A 16,717-nucleotide genomic window follows, 5' to 3' on the forward strand; every position below is an offset into this window, starting at 1 on the left:
CTTGTGTAGTCTCATATTCAGAAGAAAATCTTATATAAGGGCAACAACTCAACTTCTATCAACGTACCAGGAGAGTATTCCTCATAAAGTTCAAACCGCTTTGCATATCCTGCGCGGCTCACCGTCACAGTAAGCTCCGTGCCCACTCCCGTGCGCAGAGCCAGCTCCGGGAAATGCCTGTCCATCCCTGTGATGACGAAATCATTGCCCTCCTGCCGGAATTCGCCTTCCGACTCCAAAAAGGGCAGCCCCACCCCAAAGGAATGGTAGCGGGTTTCCACCAGCTCAAGCTCATGGCCCTCAGGGGAAACCCTCAGCCTTTCCTCCACCGGAGTCTTTTGCACAGAATGGATAAAGTCTATGGTCAGCTCCGCTCCACCAGCCTCATACATAGCAAGACGCCGTCCCTCCGCCGACAGCGTCAGGCACGGCGTCAGGAGCACCTGTGCCAGGGCTATGATGGATAGCCCCAGCACCAGGCACGGCCAGAGTCGCAGCTTCAGACCCGTAAGTTCACTAAGCACAAACTTCCACTCATCATTCCTTGAAGAACTTCTCGGCACCGGCATTCATCTTGAGAGGCATGCCGCTCATAGCCTTGTCCTTGGCAATCTGCTTGCCTACAGCATGAGCTGCCTGGAGACGGTCAAGGTTGGTAAAGAGGCTCTTGGCAACATCATAACCCAGCTGCTCGCTGACCTTCTCATTTGCCACCAGCATAGCCATGACGGAAACGGCAGCCACATCTTCATCAAAGCCTGCATAGGTGCCGGCAGGGATGACAGTCTTGGTATAGAAGGGATACTTGGCGATCAAAGCGTCAGCCTTGTCAGCAGATACCGGCAGCAGGCGGACCTTGTTCTGGGAAGCGATATCCTGCACGGCTGCAGTGGGATAGCCTGCAGTCAGGAAAGCCACATCGATGTTGCCATCCTTCAGGGCGCTGGCGGCCTCGCTGAAGGAAAGGTACTGCACCTGGATATCATCATAAGTGACGCCGTATGCTTCCATGATCTGACGGGCATTGGCCTCAACGCCGGAACCAGCTGCACCAACGGCAACCCTCTTGCCCTTGATCTGGGAGAGGTCTTTGATGCCGCTGGAATCAAGGGTCACAGCCTGGCAGGTCTCAGGATAGAGGATAGCGATGCCCTGAAGGCCCTCCACCTTCTTGTCCTTGAACATTTCTGTGCCGTTGACAGCATAGTAGGTAATATCGTTCTGAACGATAGCCAAATCCACAGAGCCATCCTTCAGCATATTGATATTAGCCACGCTGGCGCCGGTGCTCTGGGCACTGGCATTCATGCCCGGGATAGCCTTGTTGAGGATCTCGGCCATAGCGCCGCCCAGGGGGTAGTAAGTACCTGCGGTGCCGCCGGTGCCGATGTTCAGGAACTGCTTCTGGACAGCCTTCTCGCCATCACCGCCACAGCCTGTGAAAGCCACCGCAGCCATGACCGCCACCATGCCGGCAGCCAGCATCTTCTTCAATGACGCGAACTTCATCTTGATAACCTCCTTATACATACATCCCATTTATCTTTATCTCAACATGTATAACAGTATATCATAGCTACTATACATGTTCAAGACTAGCTGAAAGGAGAAAAATGTAATACTGTATACAGTCAGCTCTTTCCCCGCCTGCATAATTATCCAAAAAAGGCCGCTGAACTGCCCACACTAATGCAAACTGATCCAGCGGCCCTGCTGAAAGGAGAGTATCTCCTGCTCTATCCTTTTGTATACCCTTGTATACTATTGTATACTTCAGCCAATCTTGACTGAATGGATGACCTTGTAGCCCTGTGCCTCGATTTTTGACTTGATGTCCTCTGCATCTGGAATATTGCCACGGATGACAATCTCATACTTCCCATCGGGCTGCTTGCAGGTCACCAGGCTGTCTATGGACAGTCCCGCATCCTTGAAGATGCTGGCCAGCTCATAGACCACGCCTACCTTGTCCTCCACCTCTACCGTGAGGCGGGTCTTGCCCTTGGCCAGGCCCATGACATCGATGAAGGTCTTGAAGATATCTGTCTCCGTGATGACCCCCACTACCACGCCTACGCTGGAGATGACCGGCAGGCCGCCAATCCTGTTCTGCTCCATGAGAAGAGCAGCCTCCTCGATGGTGGCCTCATCGGAGATGGAGATCACCTTGTTTGGCATGATATCCTTCACCTTCAGCTTGGCCAACAGGGATTTTTCCTCGTATTTGGAAAGGGTCGTAGCCGGACTGGGGGCCACCCTCATGAGGTCGCGGTCACTGATGAAGCTCACCAGCCGTCCTTCCTCCACCACCGGCAGGCGGCGGAATTTTCCTTTCCGCATGGCGGTCATTGCCGCATCTATAGAATCCTCCGGCGCAATAGTCACCGGATTCTGCGCCATTCGTTTGGACACAAACATCAATATCAACCCCCTCTGCTTGGTCTATTCGCCATAGAAGGACAGAATCCTTCAATGTCTTTTATGTATACTTAATCAACCACCAAGATATGCCTTGCGCACCTCTTCACTGGCTGCCAGTTCCTTGGCATCACCAGAGAGAGTGATGCGCCCAGTCTCCAGCACATAAGCTCTATGGGCGATGGACAGCGCCATATTCGCATTCTGCTCCACCAGCAGCACCGTGGTGCCCGTCTTGTTGATATCCACGATAATGGAGAAAATCTCACGTATCAGGAGGGGTGCCAGTCCCATGGAAGGCTCATCCAGCAACAGGAGCCGCGGGCGGCTCATGAGCGCCCTGCCCATGGCCAGCATCTGCTGCTCGCCGCCGGAGAGGGTCCCTGCCAGCTGCTCCTTGCGTTCCTCCAGACGGGGGAAGCGCTCAAAGACTGTCTTGAGGTCTGCCTTGATGCCGTCCTTGTCGCTGCGGGTGAAAGCCCCCAGGTCAAGGTTCTCCATCACCGTCATATCCGCAAAGATGCGGCGGCCCTCCGGCACCTGGGAAATGCCCCGCTTCACGATTTCATGGGCAGGCACGCCGCCGATTGGCTGGCCCTCAAAGGCAATCGTGCCCTCCTTGGGCTTCAGCAGACCCGAAATGGTGCGCAGGGTAGTAGACTTGCCTGCACCGTTGGCCCCAATCAGGGTCACGATCTCCCCCTGGTTCACCTCCAGGCTGACGCCCTTGATGGCATGGATAGCCCCATAGTATACATGAAGGTTGTCAATCTTCAGCATAGGCGCTTTGGCTTGAGCCTGCGTATTCTTTTCCTTGTTCTCGCTCATCTTCATGCCTCCCCGCCTAAGTAAGCCCTGATAACCTCCGGATCCTTCTGCACTTCTTCCGGTGTGCCGCTGGCAATGACCATGCCGTACTCCAGCACATAGATGCGCTCGCAGATGCCCATGACCAGATTCATGTCGTGCTCGATGAGGAGCACCGTCAAGCCGAACTTCTTGCGGATCCAGCGGATCATTTCCATGAGTTCCTGGGTCTCCTGGGGATTCATGCCCGCTGCCGGCTCATCCAGCAGCAGGAGCTTCGGCCCTGCCGCCAGGGCCCGGGCGATTTCCAATCTCCGCTGGGCGCCATAGGGCAGGTTCTTGGCCAGCTCCCCGGCCTTGTCCTTCAGATGGAAGATATCCAGGAGCTTCAGGGCCTCTTCCTCAATGCGGTCTTCTTCCTTATAATAGCGACCCATGCGCAGCACAGCTTCCACCACGCTGTACTTCACATGGTCGTGGAAGGCGATCTTCACGTTGTCCAGCACCGTCAGCTCAGAGAAAAGGCGGATATTCTGGAAGGTGCGGGCAATGCCCCGCTGGGTGATCTGATAGGGCTTCAAGCCCACAATGCTCTTGCCCCCGAAGGTAATCTCACCCGTAGTAGGCTGATATACTCCCGTAAAGAGGTTGAAAGCCGTGGTCTTGCCTGCGCCATTGGGACCTATCAGCCCCACCAGCTCTCCCTTGTTGATATAGAAATTGAAATCAGAAACTGCTTTCAGTCCTCCGAAAACCTCGGACACATCCTTGGCCTCCAGCAGGACCTTGCTCTCCTTCTTTTCCTCAGCCATCTGTCCTGCCTCCTTCCTGCTTTTCCTTGGGCCGTCCGAAAATCCTGTTCAAAGGCCGCATGCTGGTGATCTCCATGTAGCCAAACAGGCCCTGGGGACGGTAGAACATGAGGAAAATCAAAGCCAGGGCATAGATGATCATGCGGAACTCAGGCCAGCTGGCCAGAGCCGCCGACAGGAAAGTCACCACGAAAGCCCCGGCAATGCTGCCCGTAATGGAGCCCATGCCCCCCATGACCACCATGATGAGGTAGTTGAAGGAAGCCATGAAGGTGAAGGAATTGGGACTGATGAGGTAGAAGCAGTGGGCGAAAAGTCCCCCGGCGATGCCTGCAAAGCCCGCGCCAATGGAGAAAGCCAGCACCTTGTACTTGGTGGTGTTGATGCCCATGGACTCCGCCGCAATCTCGTTTTCGCGGATAGCCAGGCAGGCCCGGCCATGGGTGGAGTTGACAAAGTTCTTGATGAAGAACAGGGCAATCACCGTGAGCCAGAAGACCCAGGCGAAATTCGTATGATGGGGAATGCCCTTGAAGCCTGCAGCGCCCCCCACATACTCGATATTCATGATGACAATGCGGATGATTTCCCCCAAGCCCAGAGTGGCGATAGCCAGATAGTCGCCGTTCAGGCGCAGAGTAGGTATGCCAATGAGGAACCCCAGGAAAGCCGCCGCCAGGCCACCTGCCAGCAGGGCCACCACGAAAGGAGCGTGGAAATTGGTAGTGAGCACCACACCCACATAGGCACCCACCGCCATGAAGCCGGCGTGGCCCAGAGAGAACTGCCCGGTATAGCCGTTGATGAGATTGAGGCTCACCGCCATGATGATATTGATGCCGATGATCAGCACATTGAGCTGCCAGAAGGAGCTCAGCACCTTGCCGGAGATCAGCCCCTGCAGCAGGGCGAAGAGCACAATGGCAAAGCCCAGGAGGACAGCATCATTTTTTCTCAAGTATTTCATGCCTTTGAACTTATCCATGCTGCCACCTCCTCAGACCTTTTCCTTGGTATTCTTGCCGAAGATGCCCGTAGGACGCACCAGCAGCACGATGATCAGGATGGCGAAAGCCGCCGCATCACGGAAGGTGGAGGAAATAAAACCTGAAACGAAGGCTTCCACCACTCCCAGGATAATGCCGCCCACCACCGCGCCAGGCAGGATGCCGATGCCTCCAAGCACCGCTGCCACGAAGGCCTTGAGGCCGGGCATGATGCCCATCAGCGGGTCAATGGAGTTATAATAGATGCCCACCAATACGCCGGCCACCGCTGCCAGAGCGGAGCCGATGCCAAAGGTGATGGAAATGATGCGGTCGGAGTTGATGCCCATGAGCTGGGCCGTTTCCGTGTCAAAGGAAGCAGCCCGCATGGCCTTGCCCGTATTGGTGAATTTGACGATATAGGTGAGGATCACCATGAGTACGAAAGTGATGCCCAGAATCAGCATCTGCTGGCCATTGATGACCAGTCCGCCGATATTGATGGCCACGCTGTCCATCACCGCAGGGAAGGTGCGGGGAGTAGGAGAGACAAAATACATGCTGGCGTACTCCAGGAAGAAAGACACGCCAATGGCCGTGATGAGCACCGACAGGCGTGGAGCATGGCGGAGAGGCTTGTAAGCCAGCTTTTCCACCAGCATGCCCAAAAGAGCCGTAGTCACCAGGGATACCAGCAGGGCAGGCACAATGGAGAGCCCTGCCTGGGTAATAGCGAAGAAACCGATATAGGCGCCCACCATGTAGATATCACCGTGGGCGAAGTTGATGAGCTTGATGATACCATAGATCATGGTATAGCCCAGCGCTATCAGCGCATAGATGCTGCCCAGCGAAATGCCGTTGACCAGCTGCTGCAGGACTTGCTGCCCCATTTCCATAATAAAACCTCCATAAAGCCCTCTGCCCTTCCTTGGTGAAGGACTTTTAATCAAAAAGGAGCCGCCACCAGCGGCCCCTTTGCCTTGCTATCAGGACCCAAACATGGGCCTCCTTATGCAGATAGAATTACTCCGGCATGATCTTGGCCACCATCACGCGGCCGCCATCCTTGTTCTGGAGGATAACTGCCTGCTTGATGGGGTTGTGGGTCTTGGGATCCATGGTGATGATGCCCGTGCCCACCTGCAAATCCTTGGTCTCCTCAATGGCCTGGCGAATCTTCTCGGAATCATCGCTGCCAGCGCGCTTAATAGCATCTGCCAGGAGCTTGCCTGCGTCATAGCCCAAAGCTGCGAACACATTGGGAGCATGGCCGTATTTCTTCTCGAAAGCCTCCAGGAAGCCCTTCACGGACTCATCCTTGTCGGAGTAGTGGGTGCTGAAGTAGGTGTTGTTCAGAGCGTCCACACCGGCGATGTCTGCCACCTTGGAATCATCCCAGCCGTCAGTGCCCAGGATGGGGGAAGTGATGCCCAGCTCGCGGGCCTGCTTCACAATCTTGCCAACCTCTTCATAGTAAGCGGGAACGAAGACCACATCAGCATTAGCCGTCTTGATGCTGGTCAGAGTAGCCTTGAAATCCTGATCCTTGGCCAGGAAAGCTTCTTCCATCAGCACCTTGCCGCCAGCCTTCTCGAATTCCTCCTTGAAGACCTTGCCCAGGCTCTTGGAGTAGTCGGAGCTGTTGTCCACATAGATGACTGCCGTCTTGGCCTTCAGGTTCTCAGAAGCGAACTTGGCCATGACCGTGCCCTGCTGGGGGTCAATGAAGCAGCTGCGGAAGATGAAGGGCTTCACCTGTCCGTTCTCCACGGTAACATCCGGGCTGGTGGCATCAGGGGCGATAACGGGAACCTTGTTGTCCGTAGCCACTTGGGACTCGGCAATGACGTTAGCCGTCACAGCCGGGCCAACCAGCACCTTTACACCATCATCAGAGATGAGCTTTGTGGCTGCATTCACGGCCTCAGCAGCCTCAGACTTGTTATCTGCGGAAACAATCACCAGCTTCTTGCCGTTGATACCGCCTGCTGCATTGATTTCATCAACAGCCAGGTTCAGGCCATCCAGGGTAGCCTGGCCGTAATTGGCCACGTTACCCGTCATCTCGAAGTTGGCGCCAATCTTGATCTCGTCGCTGCTGGCAGCATTATCTCCGCCGCAGCCTGCCAGCACCCCGCCCATAAGCATGGTGCCTGCCAGTAAAGACATGAGCTTTGCTGTCTTCTTGGAAAAATACATATAAATCCCTCCCTAACGTATCCTCTCGTTCCTGTCTCCCAACAGTGGAACTGTAACGATGTTACATATTATATAACACCTTTACATCTTTTGCAAATACTTTGTCCTTGTAAAAAAGAATCATGTATACAAAAGACATCATTTGCACCGTAATCCCACTTTTATGCAAATTTCCCTGAGGAGACTTTACCTTATGAAAGTAAGTATTCTCCCCCACCCACGGAAATCCTTCCCACGGGGACAAAAAATGTATTGCTGCAAAAGACAAAACCGCCTGCCCTAAGGCAAGCGGTCAGTCAATTTTTCATGCTAATTTATCCGCAGCATCCCAGCCCACCTGCAGGGCGTGCATGTTCTGCTCTACGGTGTGTTTGGGCACTCTGTGGGCCACTGACTCCTTGATGGTGTCAAAGGAGACAATGTCCGTGAGGCGCACCAGGGCTCCCAAAGCCACGATATTGGCGAAGAGGGGCTTTCCCACTTCCTCCACCGCCAGCTTGGTGATGGGAATGCGGACAGTCTTTGGGAAGTCAGGGGGATTGGGCACCAGCTGCTCGTCCAGCACCAGAAGGCCCCCGGGAACGATGTCCTCATAGTATTTGTCAGCGGCCTTCTGGGTCATAGCCAGCACCAGGTCCGGGTGGATGACATGGGGGTGATAGATGGTCTCCGTGTCTATGATGACCTCGGACTTGGAGGCACCGCCTCTGGCCTCAGGGCCGTAGGACTGGGACTGGGCTGCTTCCTTGCCCTCGGCTACCGCAGCTTCCGCCAAAATGATGGCGGCGGTGATGACACCCTGGCCGCCGGAGCCGGATAATCTAAGCTGTTTCCTCATTTCCCTGCACCTCCTGCCCTCTCAATGACCTGATCGTAAGCCGCATCGTAATCCAGCTCGCTGCCGGAGCTCTCGTAAAGCAGGCCGATGGGGAACTTGCCCTGACCAATGGCCTCGCCCTTCTTGACATCCTCCAGCTTGTCCCAGGCAGCCTTCATGACTGAGTGGTCACGCATCCACTTCAGCATCTCCGCCGGGCTCTTGAACTTGTTGCGGCGTCCGAAAGCCGTGGGGCACTGCACCATGGCTTCGATGAAGGAGAAGCCCTTGTTGTCAAAGCCCTTGGCAATCATATCCGTCAAATGCTGCACATGGAAGGCAGTGGAGCGGGCCACATAGGTGGCGCCGGCAGCCTCAGCCAAGGCGCAGGCATCGAAAGTCCTGTCCACAGAACCGTACGGCGCAGTGGTGGCCTTGCCTCCCATAGGCGTCATAGGAGAAGCCTGGCCTCCCGTCATGCCGTAGATATTGTTGTTGAACAACACCACCGTCAGGTCCACGTTCCTGCGGCAGCCGTGGATGAAGTGATTGCCGCCGATGGCTGTGCAGTCACCGTCGCCGGTGATGACCACCACATTCAGCTCCGGGCGGGCAAGTTTTATGCCCGTGGCAAAGGGGATAGCCCTGCCGTGAGCCGTGTGGATGGTGTCAAAATCCATATAGCCGGAAGCTCTGGAGGAGCATCCGATACCCGACACAATCACCGTATTGTCCTGGGTCAGGCCCTTTTTCTCAATGGCCTGGACAATGGCCTTCATGACAATGCCATTGCCGCAGCCTGGGCACCAAAGGTGCGGAAGGCGGTTCTGGCGGAAATATTTCTCATAGCTTCTCTCAAGCTCTGCCATCATGCTCTGCCCCCTTCCACATCGCTGATCATCTTCTCAATCTCAGCCTCAATCTCCACCGGCTCAAAGGACTTCATATTGTACTTGCCGCAGAGCAACACCGGGCACTGGCCCTTGGCAGCCCGGCGCACCTCGTGCACCACCTGGCCGTAGTTCAGTTCGGCCACCAGGATGCCCTTGACCTTCCCTGCCAGTTCCTCAATGATTTTGTCAGCAAAGGGCCAGATGGTAATGAGGCGGACCAGCCCCACCTTCATGCCCTGCTCACGCATATTCTTCACAGACTCATAAGCCGTGCGAGCAGTGCCGCCGAAAGCCACCACTGCATATTCCGCATCCTCCATGAAATAGCTTTCCGTATGGATGATTTCCTCAGCCACCCTGTCAATCTTTTCATGGAGCCGCTTGATGGCCTTTTCCGTCACCGTGGGGCTGCCTACAGGGAAGCCCGTATCATCGTGAATGAGGCCCGTCACATGGATGTGATAGCCCTCGCCGAAGTTGGCCACATTTGGTACCAGATCCTCATCCGGCTCAAAGGGCTGATAGCCCTCGGCTCTGCTCTTCTTGGGGCTCCTGCGGGGATATACCTCCACCTTTTCCGGCAGTTCTACCCTTTCTCTCAGGTGTCCCACCATCTCGTCCATCAGCAGGATGACGGGAGTGCGGAAGCGCTCGGCGTAGTTCACCGCCTGCACAGTCAGGTCAAAGGTCTCCCGCACACTCCAGGGGCACAGGGAAATCATGGGATGGTCCCCGTGGGTGCCCCAGCGCACCTGCATCACATCCCCCTGGGAAGGCGCCGTAGGCTGGCCCGTGGAGGGACCCACCCGCTGCACATCCACCAGCACGCAGGGAATCTCCGCGCAGGCGGCATAGCCGATTAGTTCCTGCTTCAAGGAAAAGCCCGGGCCGCTGGTGGCATCCATGACCTTGTCACCGGCCATGGCAGCTCCCAGGATGGCACCCATGGAAGCAATCTCGTCCTCCATCTGCACGAACTTGCCGCCGTGCTGGGGCAGCAGCTTGGCCATGGCCTCAGCAATTTCCGTAGACGGGGTAATGGGATAACCCGCGAAGAATCTGACCCCTGCCGCAATAGCACCTTCAGCGCAGGCCTCGTTGCCCTGCATCAATCTTGCCTTAGTCATGCCCTCGCCCCCTTTACCTCTGCAAGTTTATCCACAAAAATTGCATAATCCGGGCAACGCAGCTCGCACTGGCCGCAGCCTATGCAGGCCTCCCCGTTCACTACCTGTATCTTGCCCAGCTCGCTGACCTCCAGCACCTGCTTGGGGCAGAACTCGGCGCAAATGCCGCAGCCCTTGCACCTGGCCTCTTTCACCGTGATCTCAGATTGCATGGCCATCCCTCCCAAAAACACACATTTACACATCGCAATATAACATTTTTGTATACAAACTATAATCCATCAGCAATATGCTTTACATAATAACAGATATCTGTATAAAAATCCAGTAGTTTTGTTTATTTTTGTGCAACAAAAGAGAAAGCATAGCCGTGATGCACGGCCATGCCTGTCTTTCTTGTCATAATAAAACATATTTTTAACTACTAACCCAACGGCGCTGATATTTTTCCATTTCTCCCAAGATATGCAAGGTAATGTGCTTGCGGAAAGAATTACTCCCCAGGGCCAGATCCATTAACTGAGGCAGCGGTACGATAAGAATCCTGGCCTTTTCGCTAAGCACCTCTCCCATGACGCTGGACTTGCACCGCTCCATCATCACTGTCTCATTAAGGATTTTCCCTTCTTTGGCTACATCCAGCATGCTATACCAGCCAGAGCCGGGATCCATAAGTCTGGCCACCCTGCCTTCCAAAAGGAAGAACATCTGACCATAATCATGGTTCATCATGATCTGGTCATTCTCAAAATACGTACGCAATTTCGCAGCCCTGGCCACCTGATAGAGCTTCTCTTCCAAAATACCCTGAAAAAATGACAGTTCCTTGAGATAAGCCATGATATTCCGCTCCGAAAGAGACTCGGGACTCTCTTCCCTGCTTTCCAGCCGTATTCTGAGGCCCTGCCCAAAGGAAGCAACCTGCCTGTCCATTTGCAGCAGCATGGTGTGCAGGGTCACGATGTAGCGCCTGCAAAGCTCCCCCAACCCCTTCTCGCTTATGCTGTAGCGGTTGTAGAGAATCGAAAGAGAAATGCTGCCTTCCACATACTGGAAATAAATGCCCAATGGAAGTCCCTGAGCATCCCATGACTGCTCATAAACCTGAGTACCAGCGAAAGTGCCCTCTGCACTGGCATAATCTACCCCCATCCCTGTGAAAGCATGGAAATTCAGGAAGTGGTCAAAAAGACCTCGCCGCTCCCCCAGCAGTGTTTCCAGCCCGTTGCGCTCAAAACAGCTGAAGGGACTGGAGAGAGAAAGCTGCTTGGCAAGCCTTGAAGCCGCACTGTCTAACGTCTCCTTGGGAGGGCATTTCAGACGCACGGGTATCATACCCAGGTTGCCTCCCGCCCCCTTTTTCCCTTCGTTGGAAAGCAGCAGAAAATAAGTGTCCCCGGTGTGATTCTCATACTGCAGAAAAAGACCCCAGGCCATATACAAAAGCCCCATCATGCGGTAGATATCTCCCCCGGTACTCTTCAACAGATGCGCCGTTTCAGAAGGGATTACCACCCGATAGGCACTCTGGGAAAAACTATCCGTATCGGGCTTGAATCCCGGCAGGACAGGCTTCATGGGCAGATCGTCCAGCACTTTTTGCCAGTATCCCATAATTGTCCCGGTAAGTTCTTTGTTTTCCTGCCGCAAAGCTGCTGGCGTAAACTGGTTCCTGTTTTCACGATACTCATAGCCCTGGGATTCCACAATGATCTTCGCCATATCCAAATGGCTCATGACCAATCCCAACCCCGTCACTACCACTGCAAATTCATTTGACGAGGTTCTAACCACCATAAAGCGCACCAACGGTTCCCGGGTCAACGAGAACGGTCTGCGCCTTTCTGCCTCAGACAGTTTCATCAAGGCAGCATCCAATTCCTCACTGCCCAAGCCCTGTTGGGCAATATTGCGGTAGATAATCTCAGGCTGTACTCGTCGCAACTTGAAGATCAATTTTACCCACTTGCCCTGCAACTCGCAGTAATTGCACCTGAGATTCTTGTCAGTTTCAAAAGCAGAAAAGACTACCCGATTGAAATGAAGAGGTGAAATATTTCCCTGCACCTTGTAGATGCGCTGCAAGGAAAAATATGGGGAAATAAAGCCCCTGGGATCAAAGAAAGTCTTCTCCTCATCATCCAGCTGCTCCACCGCTTCAATATCTGCCGCCAGCACAGTGGTACCAATGCCGCATGCTTTGCGAAGTGCCTCCTTCTCTTCCTTCGACATGCCCTCGGTGGCTGTTTCAAAAGGATTTTTCATAGAGCATCCTCCTATATAGCCAAGGCGAATCTCAAGGTCAGATGATTGCAGTACAGCCCCTCTTCCAGTCCGTAATGATAGCAGATATCTGCAAAAACCCGGCGCATAAAGGCGATGCCCAGTCCCCCTATCTCCGTTTCCTCCAAAGATTGGGGCCTGTTTTCCAGCGCATCTTCCTTGAGCAAGGGATTGAATGGCTTGCCACTGTCCTTTATTTCCAGCACCAACTCTTCATTTTCCTGATAAACTTTCAGCCAGACCTTCCCCTCTTCACCCGGTTCGTAGGCATAAGAAATGACATTTATCACGGCTTCCTCAAAACCCAGCTGCAACTTAAGCTGCCGCTTCATGGGCATTTCTGCTTCCTCGGCACAGGACAGCACATAAGCGAGCATTTCCTCGTAGCTTGACTGCCTGGCGGGGAAATCTTTCCATTCTTCCCTATTCACGGCAGTGCCTCCAAATCCTCATACTGTTCAAAGAAAGCATCTATACCGGACTCCTCCAGTATCTCTCCCACCATGCCGCCAACCCCCACCAAGGCAGCCTTGCCTCCCGCAGCCTTGGCCTTTTTCATGATCATCAAAAGCACCCTGAGCCCTGCACTGCTTATGTACTGAAGCTCCGAAAGCTCAAGAGCCATCTGCACACCATCGCCCAGCTTGCCCATGGCCACCTGCTCCAACTCCGGCGCCGTCTGGGTATCAAGGCGATCCGTAAGAGCCAGTACCAGCCAGTTATTCTGCTTCTTTTCAGTGATGTTCATAGCAATTTCTCCTTATAGTATACATGTACATCTATTGAATATCAGGTATATCATTTTCTGCCACTCTGCCAAAGCGCAGAGCAAGCATGGTGATATCGTCAAACTGCTCAGTCCCGTCGGCAAAGGCATCAAGCCGCTCCTTCACTTTCACACAGAGAGGAGCCACCTCCAAGCCCCTGCCCTCCTGCAGGATTTCCTCCAGCCTTGCCTCCCCGAAGAACTCTCCTGCTTCATTGTTGCTCTCGGACACTCCGTCCGTGTAAAGGTAAATGATATCACCGGGACTGAGGGTAATATGACGGGAAGTGTAAGGCACATCCTCCACACTCCCCAGCATGATGCCGGATTTCTTCTTCACCCATTCCCCTCCGACCTCCGGGTGCAGGATATAGGGAGCTGTATGACCGCAATTCACATAATCAAGTTCTCCAGTGTTGATGTCCAGAATACCCAGCCACACAGTCACGAACATGCCGCGCTCATTGCCCTGGCATAGAGTGTCATTGGCATCCCGGGCAATCTCGTTCACAGAAATTCCTGTTTCTGCCAGCGCCTTGATTACAGCCCTGGCCCTCATCATGAACATGGCGGCAGGTATTCCCTTGCCGGACACATCAGCTACGACAAAAGCCAGCTTGTCCGTACCCACAAAGTAAAAATCATAGAAATCCCCCCCCACTTCCTTGGCAGTATCCATGGAAGCGTAGATATCAAATTCCTTGCGCTGGGGAAAGGGCGGAAAGATGGAGGGCAGGGACGAATATTGTATTTCCCTGGCAAATTCCAGTTCCCTGTCAATGCGGGCCGCCGCCTCGTCAATATAATGCTTGAGAGTGGCCACTGTATTGTTGATGTCGTCGGACAGGGAAGTGAATTCCTCGCTGCTGCGCACATCCACCACCACATCCAGCTGCCCGGCAGTAATGCGGCTCAGAGACTTGTTGATGCTGTGAATCTTGTCCACAATCAGCCGCCGTATCAGGCAGTAGATGAGAATGAAGAGGGCGGAAAAAATCAGCACTATCACAAAGGTCATGAGATAGACAGAAAGGTTTCTGGAAAAGTCCGCCTTTTCCACTGGCGCCACTGCCATGGTGCGGTACCTTCCCGCCTCCTGCCACATCACATAGGCCTCCTTGCCCCCTATTATGGCCAAGGATATTTCCCCTTCTTCCAGGCTCGGCCAGTCAATCTGGGTATTTCCCTCCGTAATCTCCTCTTCTGCTCCCACTGCCGTGCTCTTCAGCCTGCCCTCCTGGTCAAAGACCAGCAGATAGCCGCTGTCTCCCACGTGCCAGTTCTCAGTGATGCTGCCTATCAGCAGCCCGGGATCCTCCTGAGAGCCGTCGAAGAATTTTCCTTCAGGGTCATCCTCTCCCCCTTTGGCCTTGAGCATTTCATTGCGCCCGGCCACGGAGATGATTTCCCGCTTCAGATCCTCTAGATTCTGACGGAAAGTTTCCTCCATGGTGCCATGGTAAATACGGGTTTGCAGCGCATAGGTAAAGGAAAAAGCACAGCCAAAAGCCACCACGATGCAAACCAACAGCCACTTTTGAAAGGTCTCGGCAATATGGGGCACGCCCTCCCGCCGGATGATCTTTTCTTTGCCCATGATTCCCACCACCAGCAAAGCCAGCATGACCGAGCAGGCATTGGCAGTAACCATAGGTCCGGTGCAGAGCTGGATGAAGTGGAAGCCTGTCCTGGCATCATCCATATTGGTGAAGAAAATCAGGGTCATGTGGACGATTTCCGCCACGCCTCCCACCGCCAGGCCGTATACCCAGCCAGGCTTCTTGTCCTCAAACATATAGCGTCTGAGTCCCGCCGCAAAGAAACCAGCGAACATTGTCCCCAAAGTACAGGCCAGCTGAGTGTAGAACCCCGCACCCCACCAGGCCGCCAGATATCTTTCTATGCCGCCGATAAGCCCGGCCATAATGCCGGCGGGCGCACCGAAAATAAGTCCGGCACAAATAGGAGCCGCATCCCGGACATTGACCCGCAAACCGTCCATAGGCACTCCAAACTCCGTGCCGAAAACCGCTGCCAGGCCAAAGCAAAATCCTGCCAGCAACTGCTTCTTCCTTGGACTCCATTGGGAAAGCGGCTTGCTATATGCCCAATAAAGCACGGCTGACAGAAGCACCGGCAGCAAGGCCACCAAGGCCAGAGGCAGATATTTAGCCATCGTAAAATCTCCTATCCCCAAAACATATTCTCTGCCGCTCCTTTTTATATTCTACAAAGCACATCAAATTCCTTTTGAAATATCCATCCCTTTTTCTTTCCCCTGGCAGGACATAAAGGCTTTTGTCTAGAACTTCAAAAAGGAACTTGTTTTATGCTATGATTAAACAAATACCTTTTTCTAGCCAACATGGAGGTAACAGCACATGCAATCTTTCAACTTCAAATGCCCCACAGAAATCGTCTTCGGCAAAGGCGCTGAAGAACATATTGCAGAAAAAATCAAAGCCTATGGCAAGAGCCGGGTCTTCATCGTCTATGGCGGCGGCAGCGTCATCGAGACAGGCCTGCTGCCCCGCATCGAGAGCCAGCTGACGGCAGCAGGCCTCTCCCTTCAGGTGCGGGGCGGCGTGAAGCCCAATCCCCGGCTGGCCTGGGTGCGTGGTGCTATCAATGACGCCATGATTTTCAAGGCCGACTTCATCCTGGCTGTAGGCGGCGGCAGCGTCATAGACTCCGCCAAAGCCGTGGCTCACGGCGTAGCCAACCCGGGTGTGGATATCTGGGACTTCTGGAGCGGCAAGGTAAAGCTGGAAAAAACCACCGCCATAGGGGCCGTACTGACCCTGGCTGCCGCCGGCAGCGAGACCAGCGACTCCGCGGTGCTCACCAATGAAGAAACAGGCAAGAAGTCCGGCCTCAACACCGACCTCAACAGGCCCACGCTGGCTTTCATGAACCCGGAGCTGGCCTTCACCGCCCCCAAGCGTCAGGTCTTCTGCGGCATCGCCGACATCCTCATGCACACCATGGAGCGCTATTTCACCACGGACCCTGCCCCCAACGACATGACCGACCTTATCGCCGAGGGTCTCATGAAGAACGTCATCAAACATTCCCGCACCCTGCTGCATGACCCGAAAAACTACGATGCCATGAGCGAGATCATGTGGTGCGGCAGCCTCTCCCACAACAACCTCACCGGCCTGGGCCGTGCCAAGGACTTCGCCTGCCACAAGCTGGGCCACGAACTCTCTGGAAGATTCGACGTCACCCACGGCGCCAGCCTCACCACCGTCTGGGGCAGCTGGGCAGGCTATGTCTGGCAGGACAACCCGGAGCGCTTCGCCAAATTTGCAGAAAAGGTCTGGGATATCACAGAGGGCACCGTGGAAGAAAAAGCCCAGAAAGGCATCGAGATCACCATTGCCTACTTCAAGGAACTGGACATGCCCACCAATTTCACGGAACTGGGCATAGGCGTCCAGAACAAGGAAATGATTGAATACCTGGCCGATATGGTGACCGCCAACGGCACCAAGACCGTGGCCACCTTCCATCCGATTGACAAGGAAACGGCCATGGAAATCTATAATATGGCCAACCACTAAGCAGAAACGCATATACATCAAAGGGGACTGTGCATGAGTG

Annotated in this window: 17 protein-coding genes; 1 reads left to right on the forward strand and 16 read right to left on the reverse strand. The window is 54.3% G+C overall.

Translation table 11 applies throughout. The features are described 5' to 3' along the window. Nucleotides 1-17 precede the first annotated feature (17 nt). From P159_RS0102540 to P159_RS19050, 16 genes are all read right to left on the reverse strand, one after another. Nucleotides 18-524, reverse strand: coding sequence for a DUF1850 domain-containing protein (locus P159_RS0102540; protein ID WP_318253482.1), 507 nt, complete (start codon nt 522-524; stop codon nt 18-20). A gap of 13 nt (nt 525-537) precedes the next feature. After that, nucleotides 538-1,509: a TAXI family TRAP transporter solute-binding subunit gene (locus P159_RS0102545; protein WP_029541133.1), complete on the reverse strand. Its 972-nt coding sequence runs from the start codon at nt 1,507-1,509 to the stop codon at nt 538-540. Between the two features lie 264 nt (nt 1,510-1,773). Beyond that, nucleotides 1,774-2,418: a CBS and ACT domain-containing protein gene (locus P159_RS0102550; RefSeq protein WP_029541134.1), complete on the reverse strand. Its 645-nt coding sequence runs from the start codon at nt 2,416-2,418 to the stop codon at nt 1,774-1,776. 75 nt (nt 2,419-2,493) lie between these two features. Further along, on the reverse strand, nt 2,494-3,198 hold the full coding sequence (locus P159_RS0102555) for an ABC transporter ATP-binding protein (RefSeq protein ID WP_029541135.1): 705 nt from the start codon (nt 3,196-3,198) through the stop codon (nt 2,494-2,496). Between the two features lie 50 nt (nt 3,199-3,248). After that, entirely contained in the window at nt 3,249-4,037 is a 789-nt protein-coding gene (locus tag P159_RS0102560; protein ID WP_029541136.1) for an ABC transporter ATP-binding protein, read from the reverse strand. Next, complete coding sequence (locus tag P159_RS0102565) at nt 4,030-5,004, reverse strand: branched-chain amino acid ABC transporter permease (RefSeq protein WP_029541137.1); 975 nt, start codon at nt 5,002-5,004, stop codon at nt 4,030-4,032. Before P159_RS0102565 ends, P159_RS0102560 begins: the two co-directional genes overlap by 8 nt. Nucleotides 5,005-5,034: 30 nt before the next feature. After that, nucleotides 5,035-5,922, reverse strand: coding sequence for a branched-chain amino acid ABC transporter permease (locus P159_RS0102570; protein ID WP_029541138.1), 888 nt, complete (start codon nt 5,920-5,922; stop codon nt 5,035-5,037). Nucleotides 5,923-6,049: 127 nt separating this feature from the next. Continuing rightward, a complete protein-coding gene (locus tag P159_RS0102575; protein ID WP_029541139.1) occupies nt 6,050-7,225 on the reverse strand; it encodes an ABC transporter substrate-binding protein in 1,176 nt (391 codons plus the stop codon). Nucleotides 7,226-7,529: 304 nt separating this feature from the next. Beyond that, nucleotides 7,530-8,063, reverse strand: a complete 534-nt coding sequence (locus tag P159_RS0102585; RefSeq protein ID WP_029541141.1) for a 2-oxoacid:acceptor oxidoreductase family protein — start codon at nt 8,061-8,063, stop codon at nt 7,530-7,532. Next, entirely contained in the window at nt 8,060-8,911 is an 852-nt protein-coding gene (locus P159_RS0102590) for a thiamine pyrophosphate-dependent enzyme (protein WP_029541142.1), read from the reverse strand. Before P159_RS0102590 ends, P159_RS0102585 begins: the two co-directional genes overlap by 4 nt. Further along, nucleotides 8,911-10,062 (reverse strand): 2-oxoacid:acceptor oxidoreductase subunit alpha, encoded by a 1,152-nt coding sequence (locus P159_RS0102595; RefSeq protein WP_029541143.1) that lies wholly within the window; start codon nt 10,060-10,062, stop codon nt 8,911-8,913. Before P159_RS0102595 ends, P159_RS0102590 begins: the two co-directional genes overlap by 1 nt. After that, complete coding sequence (locus P159_RS0102600) at nt 10,059-10,274, reverse strand: 4Fe-4S dicluster domain-containing protein (RefSeq protein WP_029541144.1); 216 nt, start codon at nt 10,272-10,274, stop codon at nt 10,059-10,061. The genes P159_RS0102595 and P159_RS0102600 overlap by 4 nt, the downstream gene beginning before the upstream one ends. Nucleotides 10,275-10,479: 205 nt before the next feature. Continuing rightward, a complete protein-coding gene (locus tag P159_RS0102605) occupies nt 10,480-12,327 on the reverse strand; it encodes a hypothetical protein (protein WP_029541145.1) in 1,848 nt (615 codons plus the stop codon). An 11-nt stretch (nt 12,328-12,338) separates the two neighbouring features. After that, nucleotides 12,339-12,776 carry an ATP-binding protein gene (locus P159_RS0102610; RefSeq protein WP_051650060.1) on the reverse strand — a complete coding sequence of 146 codons (438 nt, stop codon included), beginning with the start codon at nt 12,774-12,776 and terminating at the stop codon, nt 12,339-12,341. Then, a complete protein-coding gene (locus P159_RS0102615) occupies nt 12,773-13,093 on the reverse strand; it encodes an STAS domain-containing protein (RefSeq protein ID WP_029541147.1) in 321 nt (106 codons plus the stop codon). Before P159_RS0102615 ends, P159_RS0102610 begins: the two co-directional genes overlap by 4 nt. Before the next feature lie 31 nt (nt 13,094-13,124). Further along, a complete protein-coding gene (locus tag P159_RS19050) occupies nt 13,125-15,287 on the reverse strand; it encodes a SpoIIE family protein phosphatase (RefSeq protein ID WP_051650061.1) in 2,163 nt (720 codons plus the stop codon). A gap of 205 nt (nt 15,288-15,492) precedes the next feature. Here P159_RS19050 and P159_RS0102625 point away from each other — a divergent pair, with 205 nt between their 5' ends. Beyond that, on the forward strand, nt 15,493-16,677 hold the full coding sequence (locus tag P159_RS0102625) for an iron-containing alcohol dehydrogenase (RefSeq protein ID WP_029541149.1): 1,185 nt from the start codon (nt 15,493-15,495) through the stop codon (nt 16,675-16,677). Nucleotides 16,678-16,717: the final 40 nt, after the last annotated feature.

The organism is Selenomonas sp. AB3002, assembly GCF_000702545.1.
GTDB classification, from domain to species: domain Bacteria; phylum Bacillota; class Negativicutes; order Selenomonadales; family Selenomonadaceae; genus Selenomonas_B; species Selenomonas_B ruminantium_A.

What these genes read in the sequence shown, in the direction of transcription:
- P159_RS0102585 (WP_029541141.1), bottom strand. Translation starts at nt 8,063, where the DNA reads ATGAGGAAACAGCTTAGATTATCCGGCTCCGGCGGCCAGGGTGTCATC.
- P159_RS0102545 (WP_029541133.1), bottom strand. Translation starts at nt 1,509, where the DNA reads ATGAAGTTCGCGTCATTGAAGAAGATGCTGGCTGCCGGCATGGTGGCG.
- P159_RS0102600 (WP_029541144.1), bottom strand. Translation starts at nt 10,274, where the DNA reads ATGCAATCTGAGATCACGGTGAAAGAGGCCAGGTGCAAGGGCTGCGGC.
- P159_RS0102570 (WP_029541138.1), bottom strand. Translation starts at nt 5,922, where the DNA reads ATGGAAATGGGGCAGCAAGTCCTGCAGCAGCTGGTCAACGGCATTTCG.
- P159_RS0102560 (WP_029541136.1), bottom strand. Translation starts at nt 4,037, where the DNA reads ATGGCTGAGGAAAAGAAGGAGAGCAAGGTCCTGCTGGAGGCCAAGGAT.
- P159_RS0102565 (WP_029541137.1), bottom strand. Translation starts at nt 5,004, where the DNA reads ATGAAATACTTGAGAAAAAATGATGCTGTCCTCCTGGGCTTTGCCATT.
- P159_RS0102625 (WP_029541149.1), top strand. Translation starts at nt 15,493, where the DNA reads ATGCAATCTTTCAACTTCAAATGCCCCACAGAAATCGTCTTCGGCAAA.
- P159_RS0102590 (WP_029541142.1), bottom strand. Translation starts at nt 8,911, where the DNA reads ATGGCAGAGCTTGAGAGAAGCTATGAGAAATATTTCCGCCAGAACCGC.
- P159_RS0102575 (WP_029541139.1), bottom strand. Translation starts at nt 7,225, where the DNA reads ATGTATTTTTCCAAGAAGACAGCAAAGCTCATGTCTTTACTGGCAGGC.
- P159_RS0102555 (WP_029541135.1), bottom strand. Translation starts at nt 3,198, where the DNA reads ATGCTGAAGATTGACAACCTTCATGTATACTATGGGGCTATCCATGCC.
- P159_RS0102550 (WP_029541134.1), bottom strand. Translation starts at nt 2,418, where the DNA reads ATGTTTGTGTCCAAACGAATGGCGCAGAATCCGGTGACTATTGCGCCG.
- P159_RS0102615 (WP_029541147.1), bottom strand. Translation starts at nt 13,093, where the DNA reads ATGAACATCACTGAAAAGAAGCAGAATAACTGGCTGGTACTGGCTCTT.
- P159_RS19050 (WP_051650061.1), bottom strand. Translation starts at nt 15,287, where the DNA reads ATGGCTAAATATCTGCCTCTGGCCTTGGTGGCCTTGCTGCCGGTGCTT.
- P159_RS0102605 (WP_029541145.1), bottom strand. Translation starts at nt 12,327, where the DNA reads ATGAAAAATCCTTTTGAAACAGCCACCGAGGGCATGTCGAAGGAAGAG.
- P159_RS0102595 (WP_029541143.1), bottom strand. Translation starts at nt 10,062, where the DNA reads ATGACTAAGGCAAGATTGATGCAGGGCAACGAGGCCTGCGCTGAAGGT.